Source organism: Methylobacterium sp. J-070 (genome assembly GCF_022829385.1).
Classification (GTDB): domain Bacteria; phylum Pseudomonadota; class Alphaproteobacteria; order Rhizobiales; family Beijerinckiaceae; genus Methylobacterium.
The window spans coordinates 337,935-359,614 of record NZ_JAKSXX010000165.1 but is presented as its reverse complement, the minus strand read 5'-3'; the positions used below and the strand labels follow the sequence as shown (position 1 = coordinate 359,614).

The 21,680-nt window shown below is 72.5% G+C and carries 25 protein-coding genes; 21 read left to right on the top strand and 4 right to left on the bottom strand.

Going from position 1 to position 21,680, the window contains the following annotated elements; translation table 11 throughout:
• Window positions 1–15: 15 nt before the first annotated feature.
• From MKL01_RS17685 to MKL01_RS17610, 16 genes are all read left to right on the top strand, one after another.
• The gene (locus tag MKL01_RS17685) at window positions 16–645 is read left to right on the top strand and encodes a YceI family protein (protein WP_243906503.1); all 630 of its coding nucleotides are present in this window, start codon (window positions 16–18) and stop codon (window positions 643–645) included.
• A 124-nt stretch (window positions 646–769) separates the two neighbouring features.
• Window positions 770–1,135 (top strand): hypothetical protein, encoded by a 366-nt coding sequence (locus MKL01_RS17680; protein ID WP_243906502.1) that lies wholly within the window; start codon window positions 770–772, stop codon window positions 1,133–1,135.
• Between the two features lie 178 nt (window positions 1,136–1,313).
• Complete coding sequence (gene rplU, locus MKL01_RS17675; RefSeq protein WP_243906501.1) at window positions 1,314–1,628, top strand: 50S ribosomal protein L21; 315 nt, start codon at window positions 1,314–1,316, stop codon at window positions 1,626–1,628.
• Between the two features lie 62 nt (window positions 1,629–1,690).
• A complete protein-coding gene (gene rpmA, locus MKL01_RS17670; protein ID WP_243906500.1) occupies window positions 1,691–1,957 on the top strand; it encodes a 50S ribosomal protein L27 in 267 nt (88 codons plus the stop codon).
• A 184-nt stretch (window positions 1,958–2,141) separates the two neighbouring features.
• A complete protein-coding gene (locus MKL01_RS17665) occupies window positions 2,142–2,738 on the top strand; it encodes a GNAT family N-acetyltransferase (protein WP_243906499.1) in 597 nt (198 codons plus the stop codon).
• A 182-nt stretch (window positions 2,739–2,920) separates the two neighbouring features.
• Window positions 2,921–3,949, top strand: coding sequence for a GTPase ObgE (gene obgE / locus MKL01_RS17660; protein WP_243906498.1), 1,029 nt, complete (start codon window positions 2,921–2,923; stop codon window positions 3,947–3,949).
• Between the two features lie 272 nt (window positions 3,950–4,221).
• Window positions 4,222–5,337: a glutamate 5-kinase gene (gene proB / locus MKL01_RS17655; protein WP_243906497.1), complete on the top strand. Its 1,116-nt coding sequence runs from the start codon at window positions 4,222–4,224 to the stop codon at window positions 5,335–5,337.
• Between the two features lie 161 nt (window positions 5,338–5,498).
• Window positions 5,499–6,797, top strand: a complete 1,299-nt coding sequence (locus tag MKL01_RS17650; RefSeq protein ID WP_243906496.1) for a glutamate-5-semialdehyde dehydrogenase — start codon at window positions 5,499–5,501, stop codon at window positions 6,795–6,797.
• Between the two features lie 19 nt (window positions 6,798–6,816).
• Entirely contained in the window at window positions 6,817–7,491 is a 675-nt protein-coding gene (locus tag MKL01_RS17645) for a nicotinate-nucleotide adenylyltransferase (RefSeq protein ID WP_313901472.1), read from the top strand.
• A 60-nt stretch (window positions 7,492–7,551) separates the two neighbouring features.
• Complete coding sequence (gene rsfS, locus MKL01_RS17640) at window positions 7,552–7,938, top strand: ribosome silencing factor (RefSeq protein WP_243906581.1); 387 nt, start codon at window positions 7,552–7,554, stop codon at window positions 7,936–7,938.
• A gap of 16 nt (window positions 7,939–7,954) precedes the next feature.
• Window positions 7,955–8,449, top strand: coding sequence for a 23S rRNA (pseudouridine(1915)-N(3))-methyltransferase RlmH (gene rlmH, locus MKL01_RS17635; protein WP_243906495.1), 495 nt, complete (start codon window positions 7,955–7,957; stop codon window positions 8,447–8,449).
• 294 nt (window positions 8,450–8,743) lie between these two features.
• Window positions 8,744–10,036 carry a murein hydrolase activator EnvC family protein gene (locus tag MKL01_RS17630; RefSeq protein ID WP_243906494.1) on the top strand — a complete coding sequence of 431 codons (1,293 nt, stop codon included), beginning with the start codon at window positions 8,744–8,746 and terminating at the stop codon, window positions 10,034–10,036.
• Entirely contained in the window at window positions 10,036–11,376 is a 1,341-nt protein-coding gene (locus MKL01_RS17625) for a S41 family peptidase (RefSeq protein WP_243906493.1), read from the top strand. The genes MKL01_RS17630 and MKL01_RS17625 overlap by 1 nt, the downstream gene beginning before the upstream one ends.
• 172 nt (window positions 11,377–11,548) lie before the next feature.
• A complete protein-coding gene (locus MKL01_RS17620) occupies window positions 11,549–12,784 on the top strand; it encodes a divergent polysaccharide deacetylase family protein (protein ID WP_243906492.1) in 1,236 nt (411 codons plus the stop codon).
• Between the two features lie 95 nt (window positions 12,785–12,879).
• Window positions 12,880–13,434: an RNA pyrophosphohydrolase gene (locus MKL01_RS17615; protein ID WP_243906491.1), complete on the top strand. Its 555-nt coding sequence runs from the start codon at window positions 12,880–12,882 to the stop codon at window positions 13,432–13,434.
• 24 nt (window positions 13,435–13,458) lie between these two features.
• On the top strand, window positions 13,459–14,088 hold the full coding sequence (locus tag MKL01_RS17610; protein ID WP_243906490.1) for a DUF2939 domain-containing protein: 630 nt from the start codon (window positions 13,459–13,461) through the stop codon (window positions 14,086–14,088).
• Window positions 14,089–14,189: 101 nt separating this feature from the next.
• Here the strand turns inward: MKL01_RS17610 and MKL01_RS17605 are convergent, their stop codons facing one another.
• The gene (locus MKL01_RS17605; protein ID WP_243906489.1) at window positions 14,190–14,549 is read right to left on the bottom strand and encodes a photosystem reaction center subunit H; all 360 of its coding nucleotides are present in this window, start codon (window positions 14,547–14,549) and stop codon (window positions 14,190–14,192) included.
• 24 nt (window positions 14,550–14,573) lie between these two features.
• Window positions 14,574–15,005: a response regulator gene (locus MKL01_RS17600; RefSeq protein WP_243906488.1), complete on the bottom strand. Its 432-nt coding sequence runs from the start codon at window positions 15,003–15,005 to the stop codon at window positions 14,574–14,576.
• A gap of 207 nt (window positions 15,006–15,212) precedes the next feature.
• On the opposite strand from MKL01_RS17600, the gene MKL01_RS17595 reads away from it, so the two are divergent.
• The 4 genes from MKL01_RS17595 (at window position 15,213) to MKL01_RS17580 (ending at window position 18,837) form a co-directional block, all read left to right on the top strand.
• Window positions 15,213–15,887, top strand: coding sequence for a YoaK family protein (locus MKL01_RS17595; RefSeq protein ID WP_243906487.1), 675 nt, complete (start codon window positions 15,213–15,215; stop codon window positions 15,885–15,887).
• A complete protein-coding gene (locus MKL01_RS17590) occupies window positions 15,884–16,897 on the top strand; it encodes a WD40 repeat domain-containing protein (RefSeq protein ID WP_243906486.1) in 1,014 nt (337 codons plus the stop codon). Before MKL01_RS17595 ends, MKL01_RS17590 begins: the two co-directional genes overlap by 4 nt.
• 69 nt (window positions 16,898–16,966) lie before the next feature.
• The gene (locus MKL01_RS17585) at window positions 16,967–17,491 is read left to right on the top strand and encodes a DUF2937 family protein (RefSeq protein ID WP_243906485.1); all 525 of its coding nucleotides are present in this window, start codon (window positions 16,967–16,969) and stop codon (window positions 17,489–17,491) included.
• 107 nt (window positions 17,492–17,598) lie between these two features.
• Window positions 17,599–18,837 carry a peptide ABC transporter permease gene (locus tag MKL01_RS17580; protein WP_243906484.1) on the top strand — a complete coding sequence of 413 codons (1,239 nt, stop codon included), beginning with the start codon at window positions 17,599–17,601 and terminating at the stop codon, window positions 18,835–18,837.
• Between the two features lie 4 nt (window positions 18,838–18,841).
• On the opposite strand, the gene MKL01_RS17575 is transcribed toward MKL01_RS17580, so the two are convergent.
• Window positions 18,842–19,861, bottom strand: coding sequence for an alpha/beta hydrolase (locus MKL01_RS17575; protein ID WP_243906483.1), 1,020 nt, complete (start codon window positions 19,859–19,861; stop codon window positions 18,842–18,844).
• Window positions 19,862–19,967: 106 nt separating this feature from the next.
• Window positions 19,968–21,269: an RsmB/NOP family class I SAM-dependent RNA methyltransferase gene (locus MKL01_RS17570; protein WP_243906580.1), complete on the bottom strand. Its 1,302-nt coding sequence runs from the start codon at window positions 21,267–21,269 to the stop codon at window positions 19,968–19,970.
• Between the two features lie 225 nt (window positions 21,270–21,494).
• On the opposite strand from MKL01_RS17570, the gene MKL01_RS17565 reads away from it, so the two are divergent.
• Window positions 21,495–21,668: a hypothetical protein gene (locus MKL01_RS17565; protein ID WP_243906482.1), complete on the top strand. Its 174-nt coding sequence runs from the start codon at window positions 21,495–21,497 to the stop codon at window positions 21,666–21,668.
• Window positions 21,669–21,680 lie beyond the last annotated feature (12 nt).

The following is a 21,680-nucleotide window of genomic DNA, read 5'->3' as shown; positions in this document are numbered from 1 at the left end:
CGCCGGGGGATGATCATGCGTGCGCCGCTTCTTGCCTTGATCGGTATGCTGTGCCTGGGCGCCGCCCGGGCGGCGGACGACCCGGTCACAGCGGCTCCGATCGCCCCGAGCGCGGACCCGACCCAGGTGCGGCCGGGCTCCTACGTGCTCGATCCCGACCACGGCAAGATCACCTGGTCCGTGTCGCATCTCGGCTACTCGACCTATTACGGTCAGTTCACCGGCCTGACCGGCACGCTCGACCTCGATCCGAAGGCGCCGGAGAAGAGCCGCCTCACCGTGACCGTGCCCCTCGGCGGCGTGATCACCGGCAGCGCGCGCCTGAACGAGCGCCTCGCGACGCCCGACTTCCTCGACACCGCCAAGTTCCCGACCGCCACCTTCAGTGCCGCCAAGGTCGAACCGACCAGCCCGACCACCGCACGGATCACCGGCGACCTGACCCTGCGCGGCACCGTCCGGCCGCTGGCGATCGACGCCACCTTCAATCAGGCGGGCATCCACCCGGTGGACCAGCGCTACACCGTGGGCTTCGACGGGCGCGCCGTCGTCAAGCGCTCGGAGTTCGGCATCAACGCCTTCCTGCCGCAGCTCGGCGACGAGGTGACGCTGCGCATCGAGGGCGAGTTCAAGGCCGCCCCCTGACGCGTCGGTCGGGTGACGCCGGGCCCGTGCCGGTGTAGTCAGCCGCCGTCCGGAACCGTGCGGGCGCGTCACCCTGCCGGGCCGCGCCACCGTTGAGGTCTGAGCTGTGCGGATTGCGCGCGTCGTGAGCATCTCCCTGGCCCTGGCCGGGCCGGCCACCGCACAGGTGGGCGCGCCCCCGGCGCCGCCGGCAAGCGCTTCCCCCCTCGACAATTACGCCGCGGCGGCCGCCACCACGATCATCGCCGAGCAGACCTGTCCCGGCGTGCAGGTGCGGGCCGGCCAGCTGACCACGCTTCGCCTCGCCGCCCGGGTGAATGCCGGACAGGAGGCCGTCCTCGAGGAGAAGCTGCGGATCCGCGCCGCGCAGGTGCGCCAGCAGCTCGCCGCGGACGGCCGGGACGCGTGGTGCACGGACGCCCTGGCGGCCTTCGGCCCGCAGGGCACGGTCGCGAAAGGCATCCTGGCGACCGGCGCACCGATCCGCTGATCCGGGCCGCCAGGATTGACACGCCGCCGCGGCGCCCGTAGTGACGCCGCATGGCGCGCGGCCTCTCCTGGGGTCCGCGCGTTTCGCGTTGTCCGGGCCAAGCCCGCGCAATGACTTCAAACAAGAAGCCGGTCCAGGGGCAGCCGCCCCGGAGGCCGTTCGAGAACACGAGAGAACGATGTTCGCAGTCATCAAGACGGGCGGTAAGCAGTACCGCGTCGCCGCCAACGACACCATCACCATCGCCTCCCTGGCGGGCGAGGCCGGCGAGGCCGTGACCTTCGGCGAGGTCCTGCTGTTCGCCGACGGTGCGGGCGCCACGCAGGTCGGCGCGCCGACCCTGTCGGGCATCAGCGTCACGGGCGAGATCGTGAGCCACGGCCGCGACAAGAAGGTGATCGCCTTCAAGAAGCGCCGCCGCCAGAACTCGCGCCGCAAGCGCGGTCACCGCCAGCACCACACCGTGGTGCGCATCACCGGCATCTCCGCGTGATCGAGCGCGGGCCCTGATCGGGCCCGCGATCCGCGCGACCCACAGCATTCGGAGCAGGTCCCATGGCACACAAGAAAGCAGGCGGCTCGTCCCGCAACGGCCGCGACTCGGCCGGCCGTCGCCTCGGCGTCAAGAAGTTCGGCTCGGAGGCCGTGATCCCGGGCAACATCATCGTGCGCCAACGCGGCACGAAATGGCATCCCGGCAGCAACGTCGGCATGGGCAAGGACCACACGCTCTTCGCGCTGGTACCGGGCCATGTGCGCTTCGAGACGCGCCGCGGGCGCGAGTTCGTGGCGGTGACGCCGCTGGCCGAGGCCGCGGAATAACAGGCGGGCGCCCAAGTGGCGAAGCTGGCGTCCCGCCCGGTGTCCCACACCGGACCGGAGACGTCGTAGCCGAGCCCCGCCGGGCCGGATCGGACGGAACACCGGGGAGGATGGGACGCCATCCTCCCCTTCGTCGTCTTGAGGCGGTGCCCCGGAGCCGGGGACGCCGCCCTGCGAGGGCACGATGTTCCCCGATCTCACCCGCGACGACGTCTTCCGGATCGAGACCCGCCGGCTCTGGCTGCGCTGGCCGATGGCCAGGGACAGGGACGCCATCCTGACGCTGGCCGGCGAGCGCGCGGTGGCCGAGATGCTGGCGCGGGTGCCGCATCCGCTGCCGGCCCCCGTGGTCGACGCCTTCCTGCTGCAGGCACGGGCCGAGAACGCGGCCGGCGCCGGATTGACCCTGACGCTCGCGCGGCGCTCGGCCCCGGCGAGCCTGATCGGCGTGGTCAGCATCCACCCCGGCACCGATGCCACGCCGGAACTCGGCTACTGGCTCGGCCAGCCGTTTTGGGGCGCCGGCCTGATGCGCGAGGCTGTGCGGGCTCTGTGCGACGCCTTCTTCGCCTATGCGGGCGGGACGGAGCTCGCCTCCGCGGCGCTGGTCGTGAACCCCGCCTCTCGGCGCGTGCTGGAGGCCTGCGGGTTCGTGCATACCGGCACCGGCATGAAGCCGTTCCCCGCCCGCGGCGCCGACTTGCCCGTGGACCTGTTCCAGCTGGATCGGGCCCGGTGGCGAGCCTGCGTCGCCGAGGCGGCGCTGACGGAAGCCGCCTGAGGTGGCGCCTCCGCGCTCTGCGATGCACGGCGCGCGTCGACGAAACGAGGGTGCGGATCGCTGGTCCGCACCTTAGATCATCGTCCCGAACGGGCGGCCGGTTTTCGGGCCGATGCCGATGAGGGACTTGGGGAATCGCCCCGGACCGCGGTCCGGGACGGTGCTCTCAAAGGGATAGCGTTGTGAAATTCCTCGACGAAGCCAAGGTCTATGTCCGCTCCGGTGACGGCGGTCCCGGCTGCGTCTCGTTCCGGCGGGAGAAGTTCATCGAGTTCGGCGGCCCGAACGGCGGCGACGGCGGCCGCGGCGGCGACGTCTGGGTCGAGTGCGTCGAGGGGCTGAACACCCTGATCGACTACCGCTACCAGCAGCATTTCAAGGCCAGGAAGGGCGAGCACGGCATGGGCTCGAACTGCCACGGCGCCAACGGGTCCGACGCGGTGCTGAAGGTCCCGGCGGGCACGCAGATCTTCGCCGACGACGGGGAGACCCTGATCGCCGACCTGACCGAGGTCGGCCAGAGGATCCGGCTGGCCAAGGGCGGCAACGGCGGCTTCGGCAACGCGTATTTCACCACCTCCACCAACCGCGCTCCGAAGCACGCCAATCCCGGCCTGGAAGGGCAGGAGATGTGGATCTGGCTGCGCCTCAAGCTGATCGCCGATGCCGGCCTCATCGGCCTGCCGAATGCCGGCAAGTCGACCTTCCTGGCGAGCGTCACGGCGGCCAAGCCGAAGATCGCCGACTATCCGTTCACCACCCTGCATCCGGGCCTGGGCGTGGTCCGCTCGGACAACCGGGAATTCGTCCTCGCCGACATCCCCGGCCTGATCGAGGGCGCGCACGAGGGCGTCGGGCTCGGCGATCGGTTCCTCGCCCACGTCGAGCGCTGCCGGGTGCTGCTGCACCTCGTCGATGGCACCAGCGAGCATGCCGGAAAGAGCTACAAGCTCGTGCGCGGCGAGATCGAGGCCTACGGCAACGGGCTGGCCGAGAAGCCCGAGATCGTGGCGCTGTCGAAGGCCGACGCCCTCGATCCCGAGACGCTGAAGAGCCAGGTGGCGAAGCTGAAGCGCGCCGCCGGCCGCGCGCCGCTGGTGCTGTCCTCGGCGAGCCGGAAGGGCGTGCCCGAAGCGCTGCGGGCGCTCCAGGCCGAGATCGATGCCAGCGCGGAGGCCGAACGGAAGCCGGTGGCCGCCTGGGAGCCGTGAGCGACGGGCGCCGCGGCCGGGCCACGTCTGGCGGCGCCGGGGCCAGGATGCATGGGCCCGTGAAGATCCCCGATGCCGATGTCCGGCGTGGGCGAGATTTCGGGCAGCCCCGGCGTCGCGCCCGACCCGACGGATGCCGCGCCCCGGTCTGACAGCCTCCACCCTGCTCGCCGGCCAGAGCGGCTGGCGCGATGCGTCCCGTGTGCTCCGGCGTCTGTTCAACGGCCCGCGCTTCGTTCACACCGCGTCAATCGCCCGCATTCGCCAGACTCATGATCCCCGTCCTCGAAGAATTCCGCCGCGTCGTCATCAAGGTCGGGTCGGCCCTGCTGGTCGACCGCGTCGCCGGCCGCCTGCGTCATGCTTGGCTGGCGGCCCTCGCGGAGGACATCGCGGAGCTGCACGCCCGCGGCGTCGACGTGCTGGTCGTGTCCTCGGGCAGCATCGCCCTGGGGCGAACCGTGCTCGGCCTGCCCGCCGGTCCTCTGCGGCTGGAGGAGAGCCAGGGTGCCGCCTCGGTGGGGCAGATCACCCTGGCGCGCCATTGGGCCGAGGCGCTGGGCCATCACGGCATCGTCGCCGGGCAGATCCTCGTGACACCCCAGGACACAGAAGAGCGCCGCCGCTACCTCAATGCCCGGGCGACCGTCCTGAAGCTCCTGGAGATGCGCGCGGTGCCGGTCGTCAACGAGAACGACACGGTGGCGACCTCCGAGATCCGCTACGGCGACAACGACCGGCTCGCGGCCCGCGTCGCCACCATGATCGACGCCGACGTGCTGGTGCTGTTCTCGGATATCGACGGCCTGTACACCGCCCCGCCGAAGGTCGACCCGGACGCCCGGCACCTGCCGGTCGTCGAGCGCATCACCCCCGAGATCGAGGCCATGGCCGGCGGGCCGGCCTCGGAGCTGTCCAGGGGCGGCATGCGCACCAAGGTCGAGGCGGCCAAGATCGCGATCTCGGGCGGCACCCATCTGGTGATCGCCGACGGTCGGGGGAAGAACCCGCTGCGCGCCGTGCGCGAGGGGGCCCGCTGCACGTGGTTCCTCTCGGGGTCCACACCGACGGCCGCCCGGAAGACCTGGATCGCCGGCTCCCTGGAGCCGCGGGGCACGCTGACCATCGATGCCGGGGCCGCCAAGGCCCTGATGGGCGGCGCGAGCCTGCTGCCGGTCGGCGTGCGGGCGATCGAGGGCAGCTTCTCCCGCGGCGACGCCGTGATGATCCGCGACGCGGAAGGCCGTGTGCTCGGACGCGGCCTCGTCGCCTACGACAGCGCCGAAGCCGCCCTGATCATCGGGCACCCGAGCGCGCGCATTCCGGATCTGCTCAATTATCCCGGCCGTGCCTGGATGGTGCATCGTGATGATCTGGCATTATTATAGATTCCGTACTTTCGCATTGGATTAATCACAATCGTGCTGTCGTCGATTAGTGTGACGACCCGCACTCGGGCACGCTTGTGTGTGCGGCGCCCGGTGTGCAAATACCGCGTGCTCCCTGCGCCGCGCCGATCGGTCGGCGGACCCCTATCGAGGACGCCAGCGTGCCCGTCCTGAACCTGAGATCGGACTTCGCCGAGGCTGACGGCCTCCCGGAGCAGATGGCGGCGATCGGCCGCCGCGCCCGGGCGGCTTCCCGCCGGATGGCGCTGGCCTCGGCCCGGACCAAGGATGTCGCGCTGAAGCGGATCGCCGAGCGTCTGCGGGCGAGCGGCGACGAGATCCTGGCCGAGAACGCCCGCGACGTGGCGGCGGCGCGCAATGCTGGCCAGAGCGTAGCGCTGATCGACCGCCTGACCCTGGACCCCGGCCGCTTGGCCGCCATGGCGGATGCCGTCGAGAAGGTCGGGTCCCTGGCGGATCCGGTCGGGCGCCAGCTCGCCGCCATCGAGCGGCCCAACGGCCTGCTGATCGAGCGCGTCGCGGTGCCGCTCGGCGTGATCGGCGTGATCTTCGAGAGCCGGCCCAACGTCACCGCCGATGCCGGCGCGCTGTGCCTCAAGGCCGGGAACGCCGCCATCCTGCGGGCGGGCTCCGACAGCCATCGCACCGCCATGGCGATCGCCCGGGCTATGAGCCGCGGCCTCGCGGATGCCGGGCTGCCGGAGGACGCGATCCAGCTCGTGCCGACGCGCAGCCGGGACGCGGTGGGCCTGATGCTTGCCGGACTCGACGGCTGCGTCGACGTGATCGTGCCCCGGGGCGGGCGCGGCCTGGTCACCCGTGTCCAGGCGGAGGCGCGGGTTCCGGTCTTCGCCCATCTCGACGGGATCAACCACGTCTACGTCGACGCCGCCGCCGACCTCGACATGGCGCGCACCGTGCTCCTCAACAGCAAGATGCGCCGGACCAGCGTCTGCGGCGCCGCCGAGACCCTGCTGGTGGACCGCGCCTGCGCGGCGACGCACCTCGCGCCCCTGGTGGGTGCGCTGCTCGACGCCGGCTGCAGCGTCCGCGGCGATGCCGAGGCCCAGTCGGCGGATCCGCGGGTCGTCGCGGCCACCGAGGAGGATTGGCGGACCGAATACTTGGACGCGATCATCGCGGTCCGCGTGGTGGACGGGATCGACGCGGCGATCGAGCACATCGAGACCTACGGGTCCCACCACACGGACGCGATCGTCACCGAGGACGACGCCGCGGCCACGCGCTTCCTGGCGGAGGTGGATTCCGCTATCGTGACCCACAATGCCTCCACCCAGTTCGCGGATGGCGGCGAGTTCGGCTTCGGCGCCGAGATCGGCATCGCCACGGGGCGCATGCACGCGCGCGGGCCGGTGGGCGTCGAGCAGCTCACGACGTTCAAGTACCGCGTCCACGGCAGCGGCCAGACCCGTCCGTGAGGCCGGCCGAGGACCCGGCGTGCGGCTGACCCTGCCGCCGAGCGCCCCCGGCATGCGGATCGGCCTCTACGGCGGGTCCTTCAACCCCGCCCATCTCGGGCATCGGCACGTCACCCTGATGGCGCTGCGCCGGCTCGGCCTCGACCGCGTCTGGTGGCTCGTCAGCCCGGGCAACCCGCTGAAGAGCCGGACTGCGCTGCCCGCCGTGGCGTTTAGATGCGCGCAGGCGCAGCGGGTCGCGCGGCATCCGCGGATCGCGGTCACCGGTGTGGAGGCGGCCCTCAACGCGCGTTTCACGGTCCAGACCCTGCGCTTCCTGGCGCGCCGGCGCCCCGGCGTGCACTTCGTCTGGATCATGGGTGCCGATTCGCTCGCGACGTTTCACCGGTGGAAGGGGTTCGCCGAGATCGCGCGGCTGGTGCCGATCGCCGTCATCGACCGGCCCGGCTTCACGATGACCCCGCTCAGCGCCCGGGCGGCGCGGCGGCTCGCCGGGGCACGGCTGGCCGAGGCGGACGCGCCGGCGCTTCCGCTGCGCACCCCGCCGGCTTGGGTGTTCCTCCACGGCCCCCGTTCGGCCCTGTCGTCGACGGCGATCCGCGACGGCGGCGGGGCCGGCACCGCCCGATCCGGGCCTCAACGGTTGCAATCGCGACCGGATGCCGCCAATTTCCCCTTTTCCCGCCAGGCGTGACTCCGCTGCGCGGCACCACGAGGAACCAGGACTCTGCCCGAGACCATCCGCACGGAAACGATCCGCACCCCCGTCCAGGCCCCGGATGAGTCGGGCCTAGCGCGCTCGGACGACCTGAAGGCCCTCGCCCTCGGATGCCTCGACGAGATGAAGGCCGAGGAGACGATCGCCATCGACCTGGCCGGCAAGACGTCCCTGGCCGACACCATGATCATCACCTCCGGCCGTTCGCAGCGCCACGTCGGCTCGATCGCCGACAAGGTCATCCAGGAGATGAAGAACCGCGGCTTCGGCAACGCCCGGGTCGAGGGCCTGCCCGCCTGCGACTGGGTGCTGATCGACGCGGGCGACGTGCTCGTGCACATCTTCCGTCCCGAAGTGCGGGGGTTCTACAACCTCGAGAAGATGTGGGGCGCCGATCGTCCCATCGGGCTCGCGGCCGGCTGAGCCGGGGCGTGCCGGGGTGCGCCTCATCCTGGCGGCGGTCGGCCGGCTGAAGGCCGGCCCTGAGCGCGAGTTGGCGTCACGATATCGCGACCGCGCCGCGCAGGTGGGACGCGGCCTGGGCTTCCTCGCCTGCGACAGCGTCGAGATCCCGGAGTCCCGCGCGAGGCGGGCCGCCGACCGCTGCGCCGAGGAGGCCTTGGCGCTCGCGGCCCATCTGCCGCCCGGCGGCGTTCTGCTCGCCTACGACGAGCGCGGGCGGGCCGATCTCGGCAGCGAGGCCCTGGCCGAGCGTGTGGCGGCCTGGCGCGACGTGGCGCGACCCGCCCTCGTCGTGGCGATCGGCGGCCCGGACGGGCTCGATGCCTCAATTCGGACGAAGGCGGAGCTGATTCTGTCCTTCGGGGCCGCCACCCTGCCCCACGGACTCGTGCGCGTGCTCGCTCTCGAACAGCTCTATCGTAGCCTGACCATCCTGGCCGGCCATCCGTATCACCGCGGCGAGGCGGGCTGACCGGCCGTGGCGACATCCGGCGCGGTGAGCGCGCGTTCCGCTGGTGCGGATGATCCCTCCGGGACGTACCGGCCTCTCCCGTCCAGGCTCGCCGCCCGGCGCGCGCATCCGGAGATGCGCGCGTCGGCGGATCGGGCGGGGACCGACCTGCCGTCGCCGGCGGGCCTGGAGGCGGCCCCGGTTCGGCTCGGGCCTCTCCCGGTGAGCGGTGCCGGTCGGAAGACTTCTGTCCGCGCCATCCGGCGCCCGCCCTGCGGCCGTCGACATGGGCTTTCCGCCCTCGCTCTGCTGGGCATGGCCCTCATCTCCGCGCCCGCGCGCGCCGAGACCCCCGCGCCCGACGATGCGGCGGCGACCCAGCGGGCCAACGAGGAGCGCGACCGCCGCGCCGAGAACCTGAAACGCGTGCAGGATGCGCTCGCCGCCAGCGCCGGGCAGCGGGCCCAGTTCGAGACCGAGATTGCCGCGATCGGAACCGATCGGGCCAAGCTGGACGCCGCGCTCCTCGACGCCGGTCGGCAGGCGCAGGCGACCGAGGAGCGTCTGAGCCGTCTGGAGGACCGCCTGAAGGCGATGAGCGAGAGCGAGGCCGCGATCCGGCGCTCGCTCCAGGGGCGCCGGAGCATCGTCGCCGAGATCCTGGCGGCCCTTCAGCGCATGGGCCGTCGGCCGCCGCCGGCGGTGCTGGTGAGCCCGGAGGATGTGCTGGCGGCCATCCGCACCTCGATGCTGCTCGGCGCCGTGGTGCCGGAGCTGCGCGGCGAGGTCGACACCCTCGCGGCCGATCTCGCCGAGATGATCCGCCTGCGCGGTCTGATCGCCCAGGACAAGGAGGGTCTGGCGACGGACCTCGCCGGCTGGGCGCGCGAGCAGCAGCGGCTGCAGGCCCTGGTCGCGGCCCGTCGCGCCCGGCAGGCCGAGATCGAGAGCGGCCTCTCCGCCGAGCGTCGGCGCGCCGCCGAACTGGGTGCCCAGGCCAAGTCCCTGAAGGATCTGCTCGACAGGACCGAGGCGGAGGTCGTCGCGGCCAAACGCAACGCCGAAGAGGCGAAGGCCGCGGCCGAGCGCGAGGTCCGGGTCACGCAGGAGCGATTTGCCGCGGCGGGGTTCCGGGATCCGGCGCGCCTGGCACCGAAAGTGCATTTTGCCGATGTACGGGGCGAAGTGCCGCGGCCGGTGAGTGGCCGGATGATGCGCGGTTTCAACCAGCCCGACGGAAACGGCGGTATGACGCGCGGCGTGTCGTTCACCACGCGCCCGAAGGCGACGGTCTCCGCCCCCGCCGACGGGTGGGTGCAATTCGCCGGACCCTTCCGGTCTTACGGGCGACTCTTGATCATCAACGCGGGCGACGGCTACTATCTTCTGCTCGCGGGGATGGATCAGATCAGCGTCGAGGTCGGCCAGTTCGTGCTCGCGGGCGAACCGGTCGGCAGCATGGGCGAGAAGGGCGCGGGCCCGTCGGTGTCCGACGGCGATCCCACCCTGTACGTCGAGTTCAAGAAGGACGGCGGCTCCATCGACCCGGAGCCGTGGTGGGCGAAGAGCCCGAGCAATACGGTACTTGGCGAGAAGGTTCGCGGCTGATGCGCAAGACATCCCTGATCATGCTCGGCGCCTTCCTGGGTGCCGGCACCTCCATGGTGGCGACCCAGACCGATTTTCTGTCGGGTCCGCGGGCGGTGGCCGCCTCCGCCGAGACCTATCGCCAGCTCAGCCTGTTCGGCGATGTCTTCGAGAAGGTCCGCACCGACTACGTCGAGAAGCCGGACGAGTCGAAGATGATCGAGGCGGCGGTCAACGGCATGCTGACCTCCCTCGATCCGCATTCGAGCTACATGGACGCCAAGGCGTTCCGGGACATGCAGACGACCACGCGGGGCGAGTTCGGCGGCCTCGGCATCGAGGTCACCATGGAGGACGGCCTGATCAAGGTCGTCACCCCCATCGACGACACGCCGGCCGCCAAGGCCGGGCTTCTCGCGAACGACGTCATCACCCAGATCGACGACGACCAGGTCCAGGGCCTGACCCTGAACCAGGCCGTCGACAAGATGCGCGGCCCGGTCAATTCGAGCGTGAAGCTCAAGATCTCCCGTAAGGAATCGAAGGACCCGATCGACGTCACGCTCACCCGCGACGTGATCAAGATCAAGCCGGTCCGCTCCAAGGTCGAGGGCGGCGACGTCGCCTATATCCGCCTGACGCAGTTCAACGAGCAGACCTTCGACGGCATGCGCGCGGCCATCGACAAGCTGTCGGGCGAGATCGGCGCCGACAAGCTCAAGGGCTACGTCATCGACCTGCGCAACAACCCGGGCGGCCTCCTCGACCAGGCCGTGATGGTGTCGGACGCGTTCCTGGATCGCGGCGAGATCGTCTCCACCCGCGGCCGCAACCCCGATGAGACGCAGCGGTTCTCGGCGAAGTCCGGCGATCTGACCAAGGGCAAGCCGGTGGTGGTGCTGGTCAACGGCGGCTCGGCCTCCGCCTCGGAGATCGTGGCCGGCGCCCTCCAGGATCACAAGCGCGCGACCATCCTGGGCACGCGCTCGTTCGGCAAGGGTTCGGTGCAGTCGATCATCCCCCTCGGCGGCTCCGGCGCGCTGCGGCTGACCACGGCGCGCTACTACACGCCGTCGGGCCGCTCGATCCAGGCGAAGGGCATCGAGCCGGATGTCGAAGTGCTGCAGGAGGTTCCGGACGAGCTGAAGGGCAAGGACGAGACCAAGGGCGAGGCCGGCCTGAAGGGGCACCTGAAGCAGAAGGACACCGACGAGCGCGGCGGCTCGTCCGCCTACGTCCCGCCGGATCCGGCCAAGGACAAGCAGCTGATCTCGGCCGTCGACTTCCTGCACGGGATCCAGAAGGGTGCGGCCAACGGCACGCCGGCGGCGCAGCAGCAGAAGCCGAGCCTGCCGAACTGATCCGTCGATCGCGGATCGCCAGGTATCCGATCCCGCCCGGCCAGCCGCCGGGCGGGATTTTTCTATCCGGACCGGGTATTAGCGGAACGTTAACCATACCCGGCAGCAATAGGTGCAGGGATCCGCGCCGCGTCCGACGGTGCTGGGACCACGATCCCGCATCGAGAGCCGCTTGACCGAGTCCACCGACGATATCCTCACGCGGCCCCTCGGGGTGCCGGAGGCGGAGGCGCCGGAGCAGACCGGCGGCCGGTTCGGACGCCTCGTCGCGTCCGCCCGCAAGCCCAGGGTCGCGGCCGGATTCATCGCGGCGGCTCTCCTGGCGACCGCCGGCCTGGTGCTCGCGCTGGGCGATCCCCGGGGCGGTGAACCGCGTGCGGAAGCCAGGATCACGCTGCGCGAACCGATGAGCCGGTCCGCACCGGCCGCGCCGGCCGCCGCGCCGCAGGTCGCCGCCGCGCTCCCCGCGCCGCCGTCGCTCCAGCGCAGCGCGGAGGAGGTCGAGACCGCCTCGGGCGTGACGGTGGTGCGCCCGGCCGGATCCGGGCCCTCCGACGCCGTGGTGATCCGGGTGCCCCCGCCGACCGCGCCGCGGCTCGCCGCCGCCCCGGACCCGCGGATCAGCGAGACGGGGCGCCACGGTCTCATGCCGAAGCTCGGCGAGGGCCGCGTCCGCGCCCTCGACGTCTATGCCCGGAACGAGGAACCCGGCACCGGCCCGCGCATCGCCATCGTGGTGACCGGCCTCGGTGTCGGCCAGGCGGCCACCGCCGGCGCCACCGCCCGCCTCCCGGCGGCGGTCAGCCTCGCGTTCCTGCCCTACGGGGGCGAGGCCGAGCGCGCCGCTGCCCGGGCCCGCGACGCCGGTCACGAGGTCTTCCTCCAGCTGCCGATGGAGCCTTTCGACTATCCCGACAGCGATCCCGGCCCGCAGGCCCTGCTCACGGCCCTGAAGGGGCCCGAGAACGCCGACCGTCTGGCCTGGGCGCTCGCCCGCTTCCCGGGCTATGTCGGCGTCGCGAACTTCATGGGCTCCAAGCTGATGGCGGATCCCGCCTTCGAGCCGGTCCTGCGCGAGATCGGCGCCCGCGGTCTCGGCTTCATCGACGACGGCACGGCTCCGAAGACGGCGGCCGCGCCCCTCAACAAGGCGAAGACCCCGATCGCCCGGGCCGAGATCGTCCTCGACGCCACCCCGCGCGCCGAAGCCATCGACGCGGCCCTGGCCCAGGCCGAGGCCCGGGCGCGGGCCAACGGCTTCGTCCTCGTCTCGGCCAGCGGCGCCGCCCTCAGCGTCGACCGAATCGCGCGCTGGGCCAGGGAGCTCGACGCCCGGAATCTTCACCTCGTGCCGGCCAGCGTGGCGCTTCGCGGGTCGCGCGACAAGCGTGTCTCAACGGCCGATTGAGTGACCGCAGGATCATCGGTCGCGGAACTTGATGGCGCCGTCGGACCCGGACGGACATCCCCAGTCGGCGTTGCCGCCCGACGCAGGCCTGACCTATGGTCCTCCCGATGACGACGGATTCGGACTTCGGCAGCGCCCTGCCCTACCGGCCCTGCGTGGGCGTCGCCCTGATCGCGCGATCGGGGGGCGTCTTCGTCGGGCGTCGGCGGCAGGATGCCGGTCCCGAGCACGTTGCCGGCCATCACATGTGGCAGATGCCCCAGGGCGGCATCGACCCCGGCGAGGATCCCGAGACGGCCGCCCGCCGCGAGCTCTTCGAGGAGACCAACGTCCCGTCGGAGGCGCTCCGGCTGCTCGCCGAGATCCCGGACTGGCTCGCCTACGATCTGCCGCCGGCCGTGATGAAGCAGGCCTGGAAGGGCCGCTACAGAGGGCAGTCCCAGAAATGGTTCGCCTTCGGCTTCCTCGGCGCCGAGGATCTCATCGACGTGCATCAGCCGGGAGGGGGCGCGCACAAGCCGGAATTCGACGCGTGGCGCTGGGCCGGGTTCTCCGAGCTGCCGGACCTGATCGTGCCGTTCAAGCGGCCCGTCTACGAACGCGTAGCGGCGGCGTTTTCCGGGCTCGCGCAATGGGCGGGCGAGCCATGACGCCGCGTACCGGGTCCTGAGGCCGTGCGCTGGCTCGCGATCCCGCTCGGCCTGGCCCTGGCATGGCTGGCCTTCACGGTGAGCCCGCTCTGGTCGCTCTACGATCTCGCGCAGGCCGTGCGCCGTCACGACGCCGCCTATGTCGAGGCGCACGTGAATTTCCGGACGCTGCGCCTATCCCTGGTCCGGCAGATCACCGCGGCGATGCGCGCCGCCGCCGAGACCGACACGGACCTGGAGCCCCGCGACCGCCAGCGCCTGAACGATGCCGCCTACGGGCTCGCGCTCGCCCTGTCCGAGACGATGGTGACGCCCGACACGGTGATCGATCTCCTGGCCAACGGCTGGCCCGACAAGCTCGACCTGGAGCGGCCCGCGGGCGCCCGCCCGGAGGGCCTCGCGATCCGCAAGCTCGACCGGCTGATGCCCTATTACGCCGCCCTCGAGATGCGCGGCTTCCGATCGGTGGTGATCCCGATCCCGCCCGAGGCAGCGCGCGCGGAGCGCACGCGGATCAGGCTGCGGCTGCGCGGCCTCAGCTGGCGGCTCGTGGATATCGAGATGGCCGACCTGCTCCGGCAACAGATCGCCGCCAAGCTCGGCCGCGCGCTCGCGCGGGCCAGGATCGGCGCCAGCGCCGGGGAGGAGCGGTGAGGCCGGTAGGTTCGCCTTCGCGGTTCCGCGAAGGCCGGCTCTGAGGCCGGAACGCGGCGGCCCGCGGCGGGCGAACGCTCAGGCCCGCGCCGGCCGCGCCGTCACTTCGCCTTCGTGCCGCCGGCCGCGTCCTTGGGCTTCCGGGCCTCCACAAGGCTCTCGGCCTTGTCCTCGTCGGTATCGCCGCCCTGCTCGATGGTCTGGCCGGGATTGGCCAGGAGCGACTTGGCGACCCCGAGCAGCACCTCGCACTCGCCCGGGAACTTGTAGGTGTCGAGCACGATCGCCGCGTCCCGCAGGGTGCGCAGGTCGCGCACCAGCTGGGCGTTCGCATCGGCCTGCAGGGTGCTCTTGGCGGCGATCGCCTCCTCGATCTGCGCGCCCTTCACGTCGCACGCCGCCTCGGCCGGCGTGGCGGCCACCGCGAGGGCGAGGCCGGCTGCGGAAAGAATGCGCCGCATGGCGAAGGTCCTTGGAGGCCGGGATCAGGCGTGGTGGAGGAGCGCGGCGCGCAGGACGTCGCGGGTGAGGTTCACGAGCTGGCCGGGCCGATAGGGCTTCGGCACGAAGACCGAGCCCGGCACGGCCTCGCGGGGCGACAGGTTGGCCCGGCCGCCCGAGGTGTAGACCACCGCGAGGTCCGGGCAGAGCCGCCGCGCCATCCGCGCCAGCGCCAGGCCATTCGTGTTGCGGGCGAGATCGATATCGGTGAAGAGCATGTCCACGCTCTCCCCGGCCAGGATCGCCTCGGCCTGCCACGCATCCGCGGCGGTGAGCACCCGATAACCCGCGTCGAGGAGCGCCTCGGCGGCCAGCTCGCACACGGTCGGCTCATCCTCGACGACGAGGATCGTGGCGGCGGCCGGGTCCAGGACGGGCATGGACGGGCAGACGAAAGCGGCAGCGAACGGAACCATGACGCAACTCCCACTCACCCGGCGGGGGCGCGAGAACCCCAGACCGGATCGCAGGGGCAACGGCCCCTTCCGACGCGGTGTTCACCCTGATTGCATCCATTTGCGCGGGTTTGGTGAGCGGTGCGTTAACCGAGCCCCGGCGCTGATGAACGAAATGGCCCGAATGGTTAACGAAGGGTTACCGAGCCGCCGCCGCGGGGCCGCGGCGTGAACCGGCGCTGGCAGCTCGGCATCGGCCTGCTCCTCACGGGCCTCGCCGGCTATGTCGACGCCCTGGGCTTCGTGCGGCTGGGGGGCCTCTACACCTCGTTCATGAGCGGCAACACCACGCAGCTCGCCGTCTTCGGTGCGGAGGCCGAGCTGCACCGCATGATCCTGCCCGCAATCCTGCTCCTGGCCTTCCTGACCGGATCGGTGCTGGGCAGCGGGCTCGCCATCCTGGTGCCGCCGCGTTGGACGACGCCGGTGGTCCTCGCCTACGAATCGCTCCTGATCCTGGGCGGTCTGGGCCTGGGCCTGCAATCCCCCGAACTCGGCCTCGCGGCCTTCTTCGTCGCCGTGGCCATGGGCTCGCAGAACGCGGTCCTGGCGCAGGTGAAGGGGTTCCGCGCCGGCACGACCTTCGTCACCGGTGCCCTGTTCAGCCTGGGCCAGAAGATCGCCCAGGCGCTGACCCGGACCGGCGATCCGTTCGGTTGGGTCGGCGACGGGATGGTCTGGCTCTCCCTGCTGTTCGGCGCCTTCCTGGGCGCTCACGCCTACGGGCTCTTCTCCCTCTATGCCCTGGTCGCGCCGGCGGCGATTTCCGGCGGACTGGCGGTGATCACGGCAGTCCTGGTCTTGCGCGCCCATCCGGCCGCCGCGAAGGTTCCCCCGACATGACGAGCCCGCTCAGCAACCCCTCCCTGACCAGTCACGTGGCCGCGCTGAAGGCCGGGGCCCACGTGGTCGCGGCCCATTTCCTGAAGGACGTCCCGGCCCTGGCGCTCGGCGACGGCACGGTGGCGCTGGCGCGGGAGGGCGCCCTGACGCGCCTCACGGCGCATCCCGGGAGCGGGATCCTGGTCGCCGCAGGCGGTGGCGGTCGGCTGCTCACGGGTGGCGACGACGGTCGCGTGGTCGAGATCCGCGCCGACGGAACCCTGGAGCCGCTCGGCCTCGCCAAGGGCGGGGCCTGGATCGACGCGCTGGCGCTGCACCCGGACGGTGCCGTGGCCTGGTCCGCCGGCCGCAACGTCGTGGCGCGGGACGCCAAGGGGCGCGAACGGCACTTCCAGGCGCCGACCAGCGCCCGCGGCCTCGTGTTCGCGCCCAAGGGCTACCGCCTCGGGGTGGCGCACTACAACGGCGTCAGCCTCTGGTATCCGAACCTGGAGACGCCCGCCGAGGTGATCGAGTGGAAGGGCTCGCACATCGACGTGACGTGGTCGCCGGACGGACGCTTCGTGGTCTCGACCATGCAGGAGAGCGCCCTGCACGGCTGGCGGCTTCAGCCGGATCGCGGCCATATGCGGATGTCGGGCTATCCCGGGAAGGTCCGCTCGGTGGCGTGGTCGTCCGACGGGCACTGGCTCGCCACCAGCGGCGCCGAGGCCGCCATCGTGTGGCCCTTCGACTCGAAGGAGGGGCCGACCGGCAAGGCCCCGCGGGAATGCGGGGTCCGCCCGGCCCGGGTGTCCCGCGTCGCCTTCCACCCGAAGGCGCCGGTGCTGGCGATCGGCTATGAGGACGGCTGCATCCTGCTCGTCCGCTTCGCCGATGCGGCCGAGCTGCTGGTGCGCCCGGCGGTGCCCGGCAGCACCGTGACGGCGCTGGCGTGGGACGGCCGCGGCGCGCGGTTGCTGTTCGGCTGCGCCGACGGGGATGCGGGCCTGCTGACGCTTCCGGGCTGAGCCCCGCTGGAACCCCGGCCGGAGGCATGCTCTTTGTCGAAGGTCGATTCGTCGTGCCGGAGGCCCACCGTGTTCCGCGTGTTCCGCACCCTCGGCCTCGCCCTGGGCCTGCTCGGCGGCGTGGTGGCGGCGCAGGCACCCGAATTCGCGCAGCAATACGCGCAGCGGCTCGGCGGCGCCGCGGACGAGCTGCGCCGGCAGGTTGAGGTCCTCGACTCCGACGCGCGGGCCTCCGGCACGACCCGTGACGACGCCGTGGACCGGCTCCGCACGAATCCGGACCAGCTCGTGGCCCGGCGCGGCGACGCCGCACGCACCGACATCGCGCGGCTCGGCCGGCTCGATGCCCAGCGGCAGGCCCTGGCCTCGGCCATGAGCCCGCTCGGCCGGGTGGTGGCGATGCTGCGCGATCCCGACCTGCCGGTCGCCCAGGCCGCCTACCGGGACTTCAGTCCGGCCGTTCCGACCAGTGCGGACGGGCTGGCCGCGGGGCTGATCGGCTTCTTCGCCGCCTGGGGCGGCTGGCGGGTCCTGTCGGATCTCGGCCGGCGGATGGTCCGCCGCCGACCGCGTGGGGCCGTCACGACGGCCTGAGGAGGCGCCGCACACCGGGAAGTGTGGCGCTACGTCTACAGCGGCTTGCGCGAGCCTTGCGTATCGAGCAGGGATCCGGCCGTTCCGGTTCGGGAAAAGGGCGCCAGATGCCGCGCGCGTCGACCTCGTCCACCATCGATCCGGCGCTCGACGCCGCCGCCTTGCTGCGGCGTATCGGTTTCTTCGGCCTGTTCGTGGTGCTTCCGGTCCTCGCGCAGGTGGCCCGCCGCGCATCGGTGATCCTGGCGCCCATCGCGGTGATCCTGTTCATCATCGCCAGCGTGATCGACCGGCGCCAGCGCCCGGTGCGTCCGGCCGCCTCCCGCCTCCTGACCGCGCCGGCCTTCCTGGCCGGCATGCTGGTGGTCCTGTGGTCGGCACTGTCGCTGACCTGGACGCCGTTCCTGGGGCCGGCCCTCGAGCGGCTGGCCAACCTGATGGCCACGATCGGCCTCGCCCTCCTAGGCTATCTCGCCCTGCCCGACCGGATGCGCTCGGCGAACCTCTATCTGCTGCCGCTCGGGGTGGTGGCCAGCGCCATCGTGGCGATCATGCTCGGCGTGTTCGGTGCCCACATGGCGCCGTCCGGCACCGAGGATGACGGAGCCCTCGACCGCGGCCTCGTCCTCCTGATCCTGCTGCTCTGGCCCGCCCTCGCCTGGCTCCGCTCCCGGCGCCGCGACCGCGAGGCCCTGGGCCTCGCCCTGCTGGTCGCCCTTGCGCTCACGGTGCAGCCGGACGCGACCCAGATCGCCGCCCTGGCCGTCGGTGCCGTCGCCTTCGCGGTGACGAGCTACCGGCCGAGGCTCGGTGTGGTCCTGACGGCCTCCCTGGCGGCCGCGCTCCTGGCCCTGGCGCCGCTGCTGCCGTTCCTGGCGCGGCCGGTGGGCGCGGCCCTGCTCGGCCCCCTGGCCCCCTCGGTGCTGTCGCTGAAGAGCTGGCAGAAGGTGGTGACGACCGATCCTGTGCGGCTGATCACCGGCCACGGATTCGAGACCGCCCTGCGCGGACGCCTGGTCGGGCTGGTCCCGCTGAACGCGCCGACCACCGCGCTGTTCGAGTTCTGGTACGAGCTCGGCGTGGTCGGCGCCCTGGCCGCCGCCTTCGCGCTCTATGCCTCGATCCGCCGGGCCGGGCGGGACAGCCCGGCCCTGGTGCCGGGCGCGATGGGATGTTTCGCCGCCGCCTTCGCGGTCGCGTGCCTCGGCGTCGGCCTGACGGCGATCTGGTGGCTGACCACCCTGGCCATCGCCACCATCGTGTTCGTGTCGGTCGAGCGGGGTCAGTTCCGTACCAGCCGGCCGAAGGTTGCCAAGCTGCACCGGTTGCAGGCCGGCGGAGGCTGAGCGCTCAGCCGCGCAGGAAGCCGTGCAGGCGGATCCAGGCCAGGAACAGGCCGGGCCATGCCGCCGCCGGGGTCCCGGGCACGCCGAGACCGAAGCCGTGGCCGCCCTGCTCGAACAGGTGCAGCTCGGCCGGCACCCGCGCCTTGCGCAGGGCCGAGAACATCAGCAGCGGATGGTCGGCGACCGCGATCGGGTCGTCGATGGCCTGAACCAGGAAGGTCGGCGGGGTCTCCGGCCCGACCTGCAGGTCCACCGAGTAGGTCTTCATCTCGGTGGGGGTCACGTCGTCGCCCACCAGGATCCGGCGCGTGGCGGTCCGGTCGAACGGCTTGCGCATGGTGATGACCGGGTAGATCAGCCCGGCCAGGGCGGGACGCACCGGCTGGGCGTCGATCGCATCGACGCCGGGGTAGAGGTCGCGGGCGCTGCCGACGGCCGTCTCGCCCATCAGGTGGCCCCCCGCCGAGAAGCCGAGGACGCCGACCCGCCCGGGATCGACGCCGAACTCCGTGCCGCGCGCCCGCACCAGCCGCAGGGCGCGCTGCGCGTCCTGCCGGGGCGCGTCGGGACCCGAGCCCCAGCCCTCCCCGGGCAGGCGGTAGATCAGCAGGAACACCGTGATGCCCGCGGCATTCAGCACCCGCCCGACCGGCACGCCCTCGTTGCCGAGCGCGATGAACGCGTAGCCGCCCCCGGCGGCGACGATCATCGCGGCGCCGTTGGCGTTGGCGGGCCGCATCACCAGGAGGCAGGGCCGCGCGACGCGGGTGATGTCGCCCCGGGGACCCTCGACATAGCGATACCCGTCCGCGTCGGGCCCGCTGCCGCCGCCCGGCGCATCGCCCGGCCACAGGTCGATGACCTGGAGGTCCGCGCCCGGCAGGGAGCGCGGCAGAGCCCGGACGGACTCGTGTGGGGCCGGCCCGGAGGTGGGCTCCGGCGGCCCGTCGATCTCCGCCCGGGCAGAGCGCAGGCCGAGGGCGCTCCCGAGCCCGGCGAGCAGGAATCGGCGGTCGAAGCGCAAGGGCGTCTCCCCGATGAGGCCGCGGGCGGGGGCGCCCGCCGACCAACCCGGCTCCCCGAGGAGCCCCGATCTATGTCGCGGATGCCGGCCCGGGTTCCGCCGCGACTCAGTCCCGACGCGCGAGGGTGGCGACGTAGAAGCCGTCCGTCCCGGTCCGGTGCGGGCTCATCTGCACCCCGTGGAGTGTGGTGCGGACCGCCTCCCGCAGCGCGGCCGGACCCGCCGCCAGCATATCGGCCGCCGGGACGGCGTCGAAACGCCCGCGCCAGCGCGACATCAGGCCGGCGACCGCCGCGTCGTTCTCGGCGGAGAGAAGCGAGCAGGTGATGTAGACGATCCGGCCGCCCGGTCGCACCAGGCGCGCCGCCCGGTCGAGGACCTGGGTCTGCTCCGCGGTGCGGAGCGCGAGGCTGCCGGGCCGGAGCCGCCACTTGGCGTCCGGGTTCCGGCGCCAGGTGCCGGACCCCGTGCAGGGCGCGTCGACCACCACCCGGTCGACGCGTCCGTCGAGATCCTCCAGCACGTCGGTCCGGGCCTTGCCGGTCCGCGGCGTGCGCACCTCGGCGGCGGCGTCCGACCGGCGGAGCCGCTCGTGGATCGGCGCGAGGCGGCGGGGATCGCCGTCCGTGGCGATCAGGCGGGCGCCGTTCCGGGTCCCCGCGGCGAGGGCGAGCGTCTTGCCGCCGCCGCCCGCGCAGAGATCGACGATGGTCTCGCCGGCCCGCGGCGCGGCCAGGAGCGCGGCGAGCTGCGAGCCTTCGTCCTGGATCTCGTACCAGCCGTCCAGGAACTCCCCCTCGACATGCAGCGCCGGGCCGCGCCCGTCCGCGCCGATCGGGATCCGCAGGCCATCGGGCGCGTAGGGCGTCGGAGCCGCCGAAAAGGCGGCCAGAGCCGGCATCACCGCGTCCCGGCTGCCGCGCAGGGCATTCACCCGGATGTCCAGCGGCGCGCGCCGGGCCAGCGCCTTCAGCTCCGGCACGAGGTCGTCGCCGAGCGTGGCCGCGAGGTCGGGGAGGATGAATCCCGGTGCGTCGCCCGCCACCTCCGGCGGCGCGTCCTGCAGGGAGCCGATCTCGAGCCGCGCGCGCTCGTCGGCGCTCAGGGGCTCGGGGGCGAAGCGCTCGCCCGAGAACAGCGCCGCCACCGAGGCGGCGGCGAGGCCTTGCTGCAGCCGCAGGGCGCCGAGCAGGACGGCGCGCGGCGTGTCCGAGCCCATGATCCAGGCGGCGGACGACCGGCGGCGCAGGGCATCGTAGACGAGGCTGGCGATGCCCGCCCGGTCGCCCGACCCGGCGAAGCGGTGTGCGAGGCCCCAATCCTTGAGGGCGTCGGCGGCCGGCCGGCGGCGCTCGGAGATGTCGCTCAGGACCTCGATGGCGGCAGAGCAGCGGGCAGCGGGTGTCAGGGGTCTGATCCTTCGGATTGTGTCTGGTGGAACGGGCTCGCGTCGACGCGAAACGGCCACGCTTCACCCACGATGACGCCACGGTACGGCCGAGCTTCGAGCACGTTCGCGGCTCAGACCGCGTTCGGGTGGCCCGCCGTGCGGGCCGCCGCGTGTCGTATGGCATCCGCCGGCTTCGGACCAGAGCGGTTCGCGGTCCGGCGTGCCTCCGGAGTATCCCCACCCATGACGTCTGCCGTTCGCGTCGCCCTCGCGGCCCTGGTCGCCGCCTCGCTCGCCGCCTGCGCGAGTGCCCCCGCCGCTCAGCCGGACTTCACCCCGCCGCCGCGCCGGCCGGTCGATGCCAAGACGCAGCTCGAATACGGCAGCCCGCCCCCGCCGCCGCCCGGCCGCTACTGACGGCAAGGCGCG

Coding starts and splice junctions, on each gene's coding strand:
- MKL01_RS17590 (WP_243906486.1), top strand. CDS start 15,884: ATGACGAGCCCGCTCAGCAACCCCTCCCTGACCAGTCACGTGGCCGCG.
- MKL01_RS17600 (WP_243906488.1), bottom strand. CDS start 15,005: ATGGTTCCGTTCGCTGCCGCTTTCGTCTGCCCGTCCATGCCCGTCCTG.
- MKL01_RS17630 (WP_243906494.1), top strand. CDS start 8,744: ATGGCCCTCATCTCCGCGCCCGCGCGCGCCGAGACCCCCGCGCCCGAC.
- MKL01_RS17605 (WP_243906489.1), bottom strand. CDS start 14,549: ATGCGGCGCATTCTTTCCGCAGCCGGCCTCGCCCTCGCGGTGGCCGCC.
- MKL01_RS17565 (WP_243906482.1), top strand. CDS start 21,495: ATGACGTCTGCCGTTCGCGTCGCCCTCGCGGCCCTGGTCGCCGCCTCG.
- MKL01_RS17665 (WP_243906499.1), top strand. CDS start 2,142: ATGTTCCCCGATCTCACCCGCGACGACGTCTTCCGGATCGAGACCCGC.
- proB (WP_243906497.1), top strand. CDS start 4,222: ATGATCCCCGTCCTCGAAGAATTCCGCCGCGTCGTCATCAAGGTCGGG.
- MKL01_RS17615 (WP_243906491.1), top strand. CDS start 12,880: ATGGTCCTCCCGATGACGACGGATTCGGACTTCGGCAGCGCCCTGCCC.
- MKL01_RS17685 (WP_243906503.1), top strand. CDS start 16: ATGCGTGCGCCGCTTCTTGCCTTGATCGGTATGCTGTGCCTGGGCGCC.
- MKL01_RS17580 (WP_243906484.1), top strand. CDS start 17,599: ATGCCGCGCGCGTCGACCTCGTCCACCATCGATCCGGCGCTCGACGCC.
- rpmA (WP_243906500.1), top strand. CDS start 1,691: ATGGCACACAAGAAAGCAGGCGGCTCGTCCCGCAACGGCCGCGACTCG.
- rplU (WP_243906501.1), top strand. CDS start 1,314: ATGTTCGCAGTCATCAAGACGGGCGGTAAGCAGTACCGCGTCGCCGCC.
- MKL01_RS17625 (WP_243906493.1), top strand. CDS start 10,036: ATGCGCAAGACATCCCTGATCATGCTCGGCGCCTTCCTGGGTGCCGGC.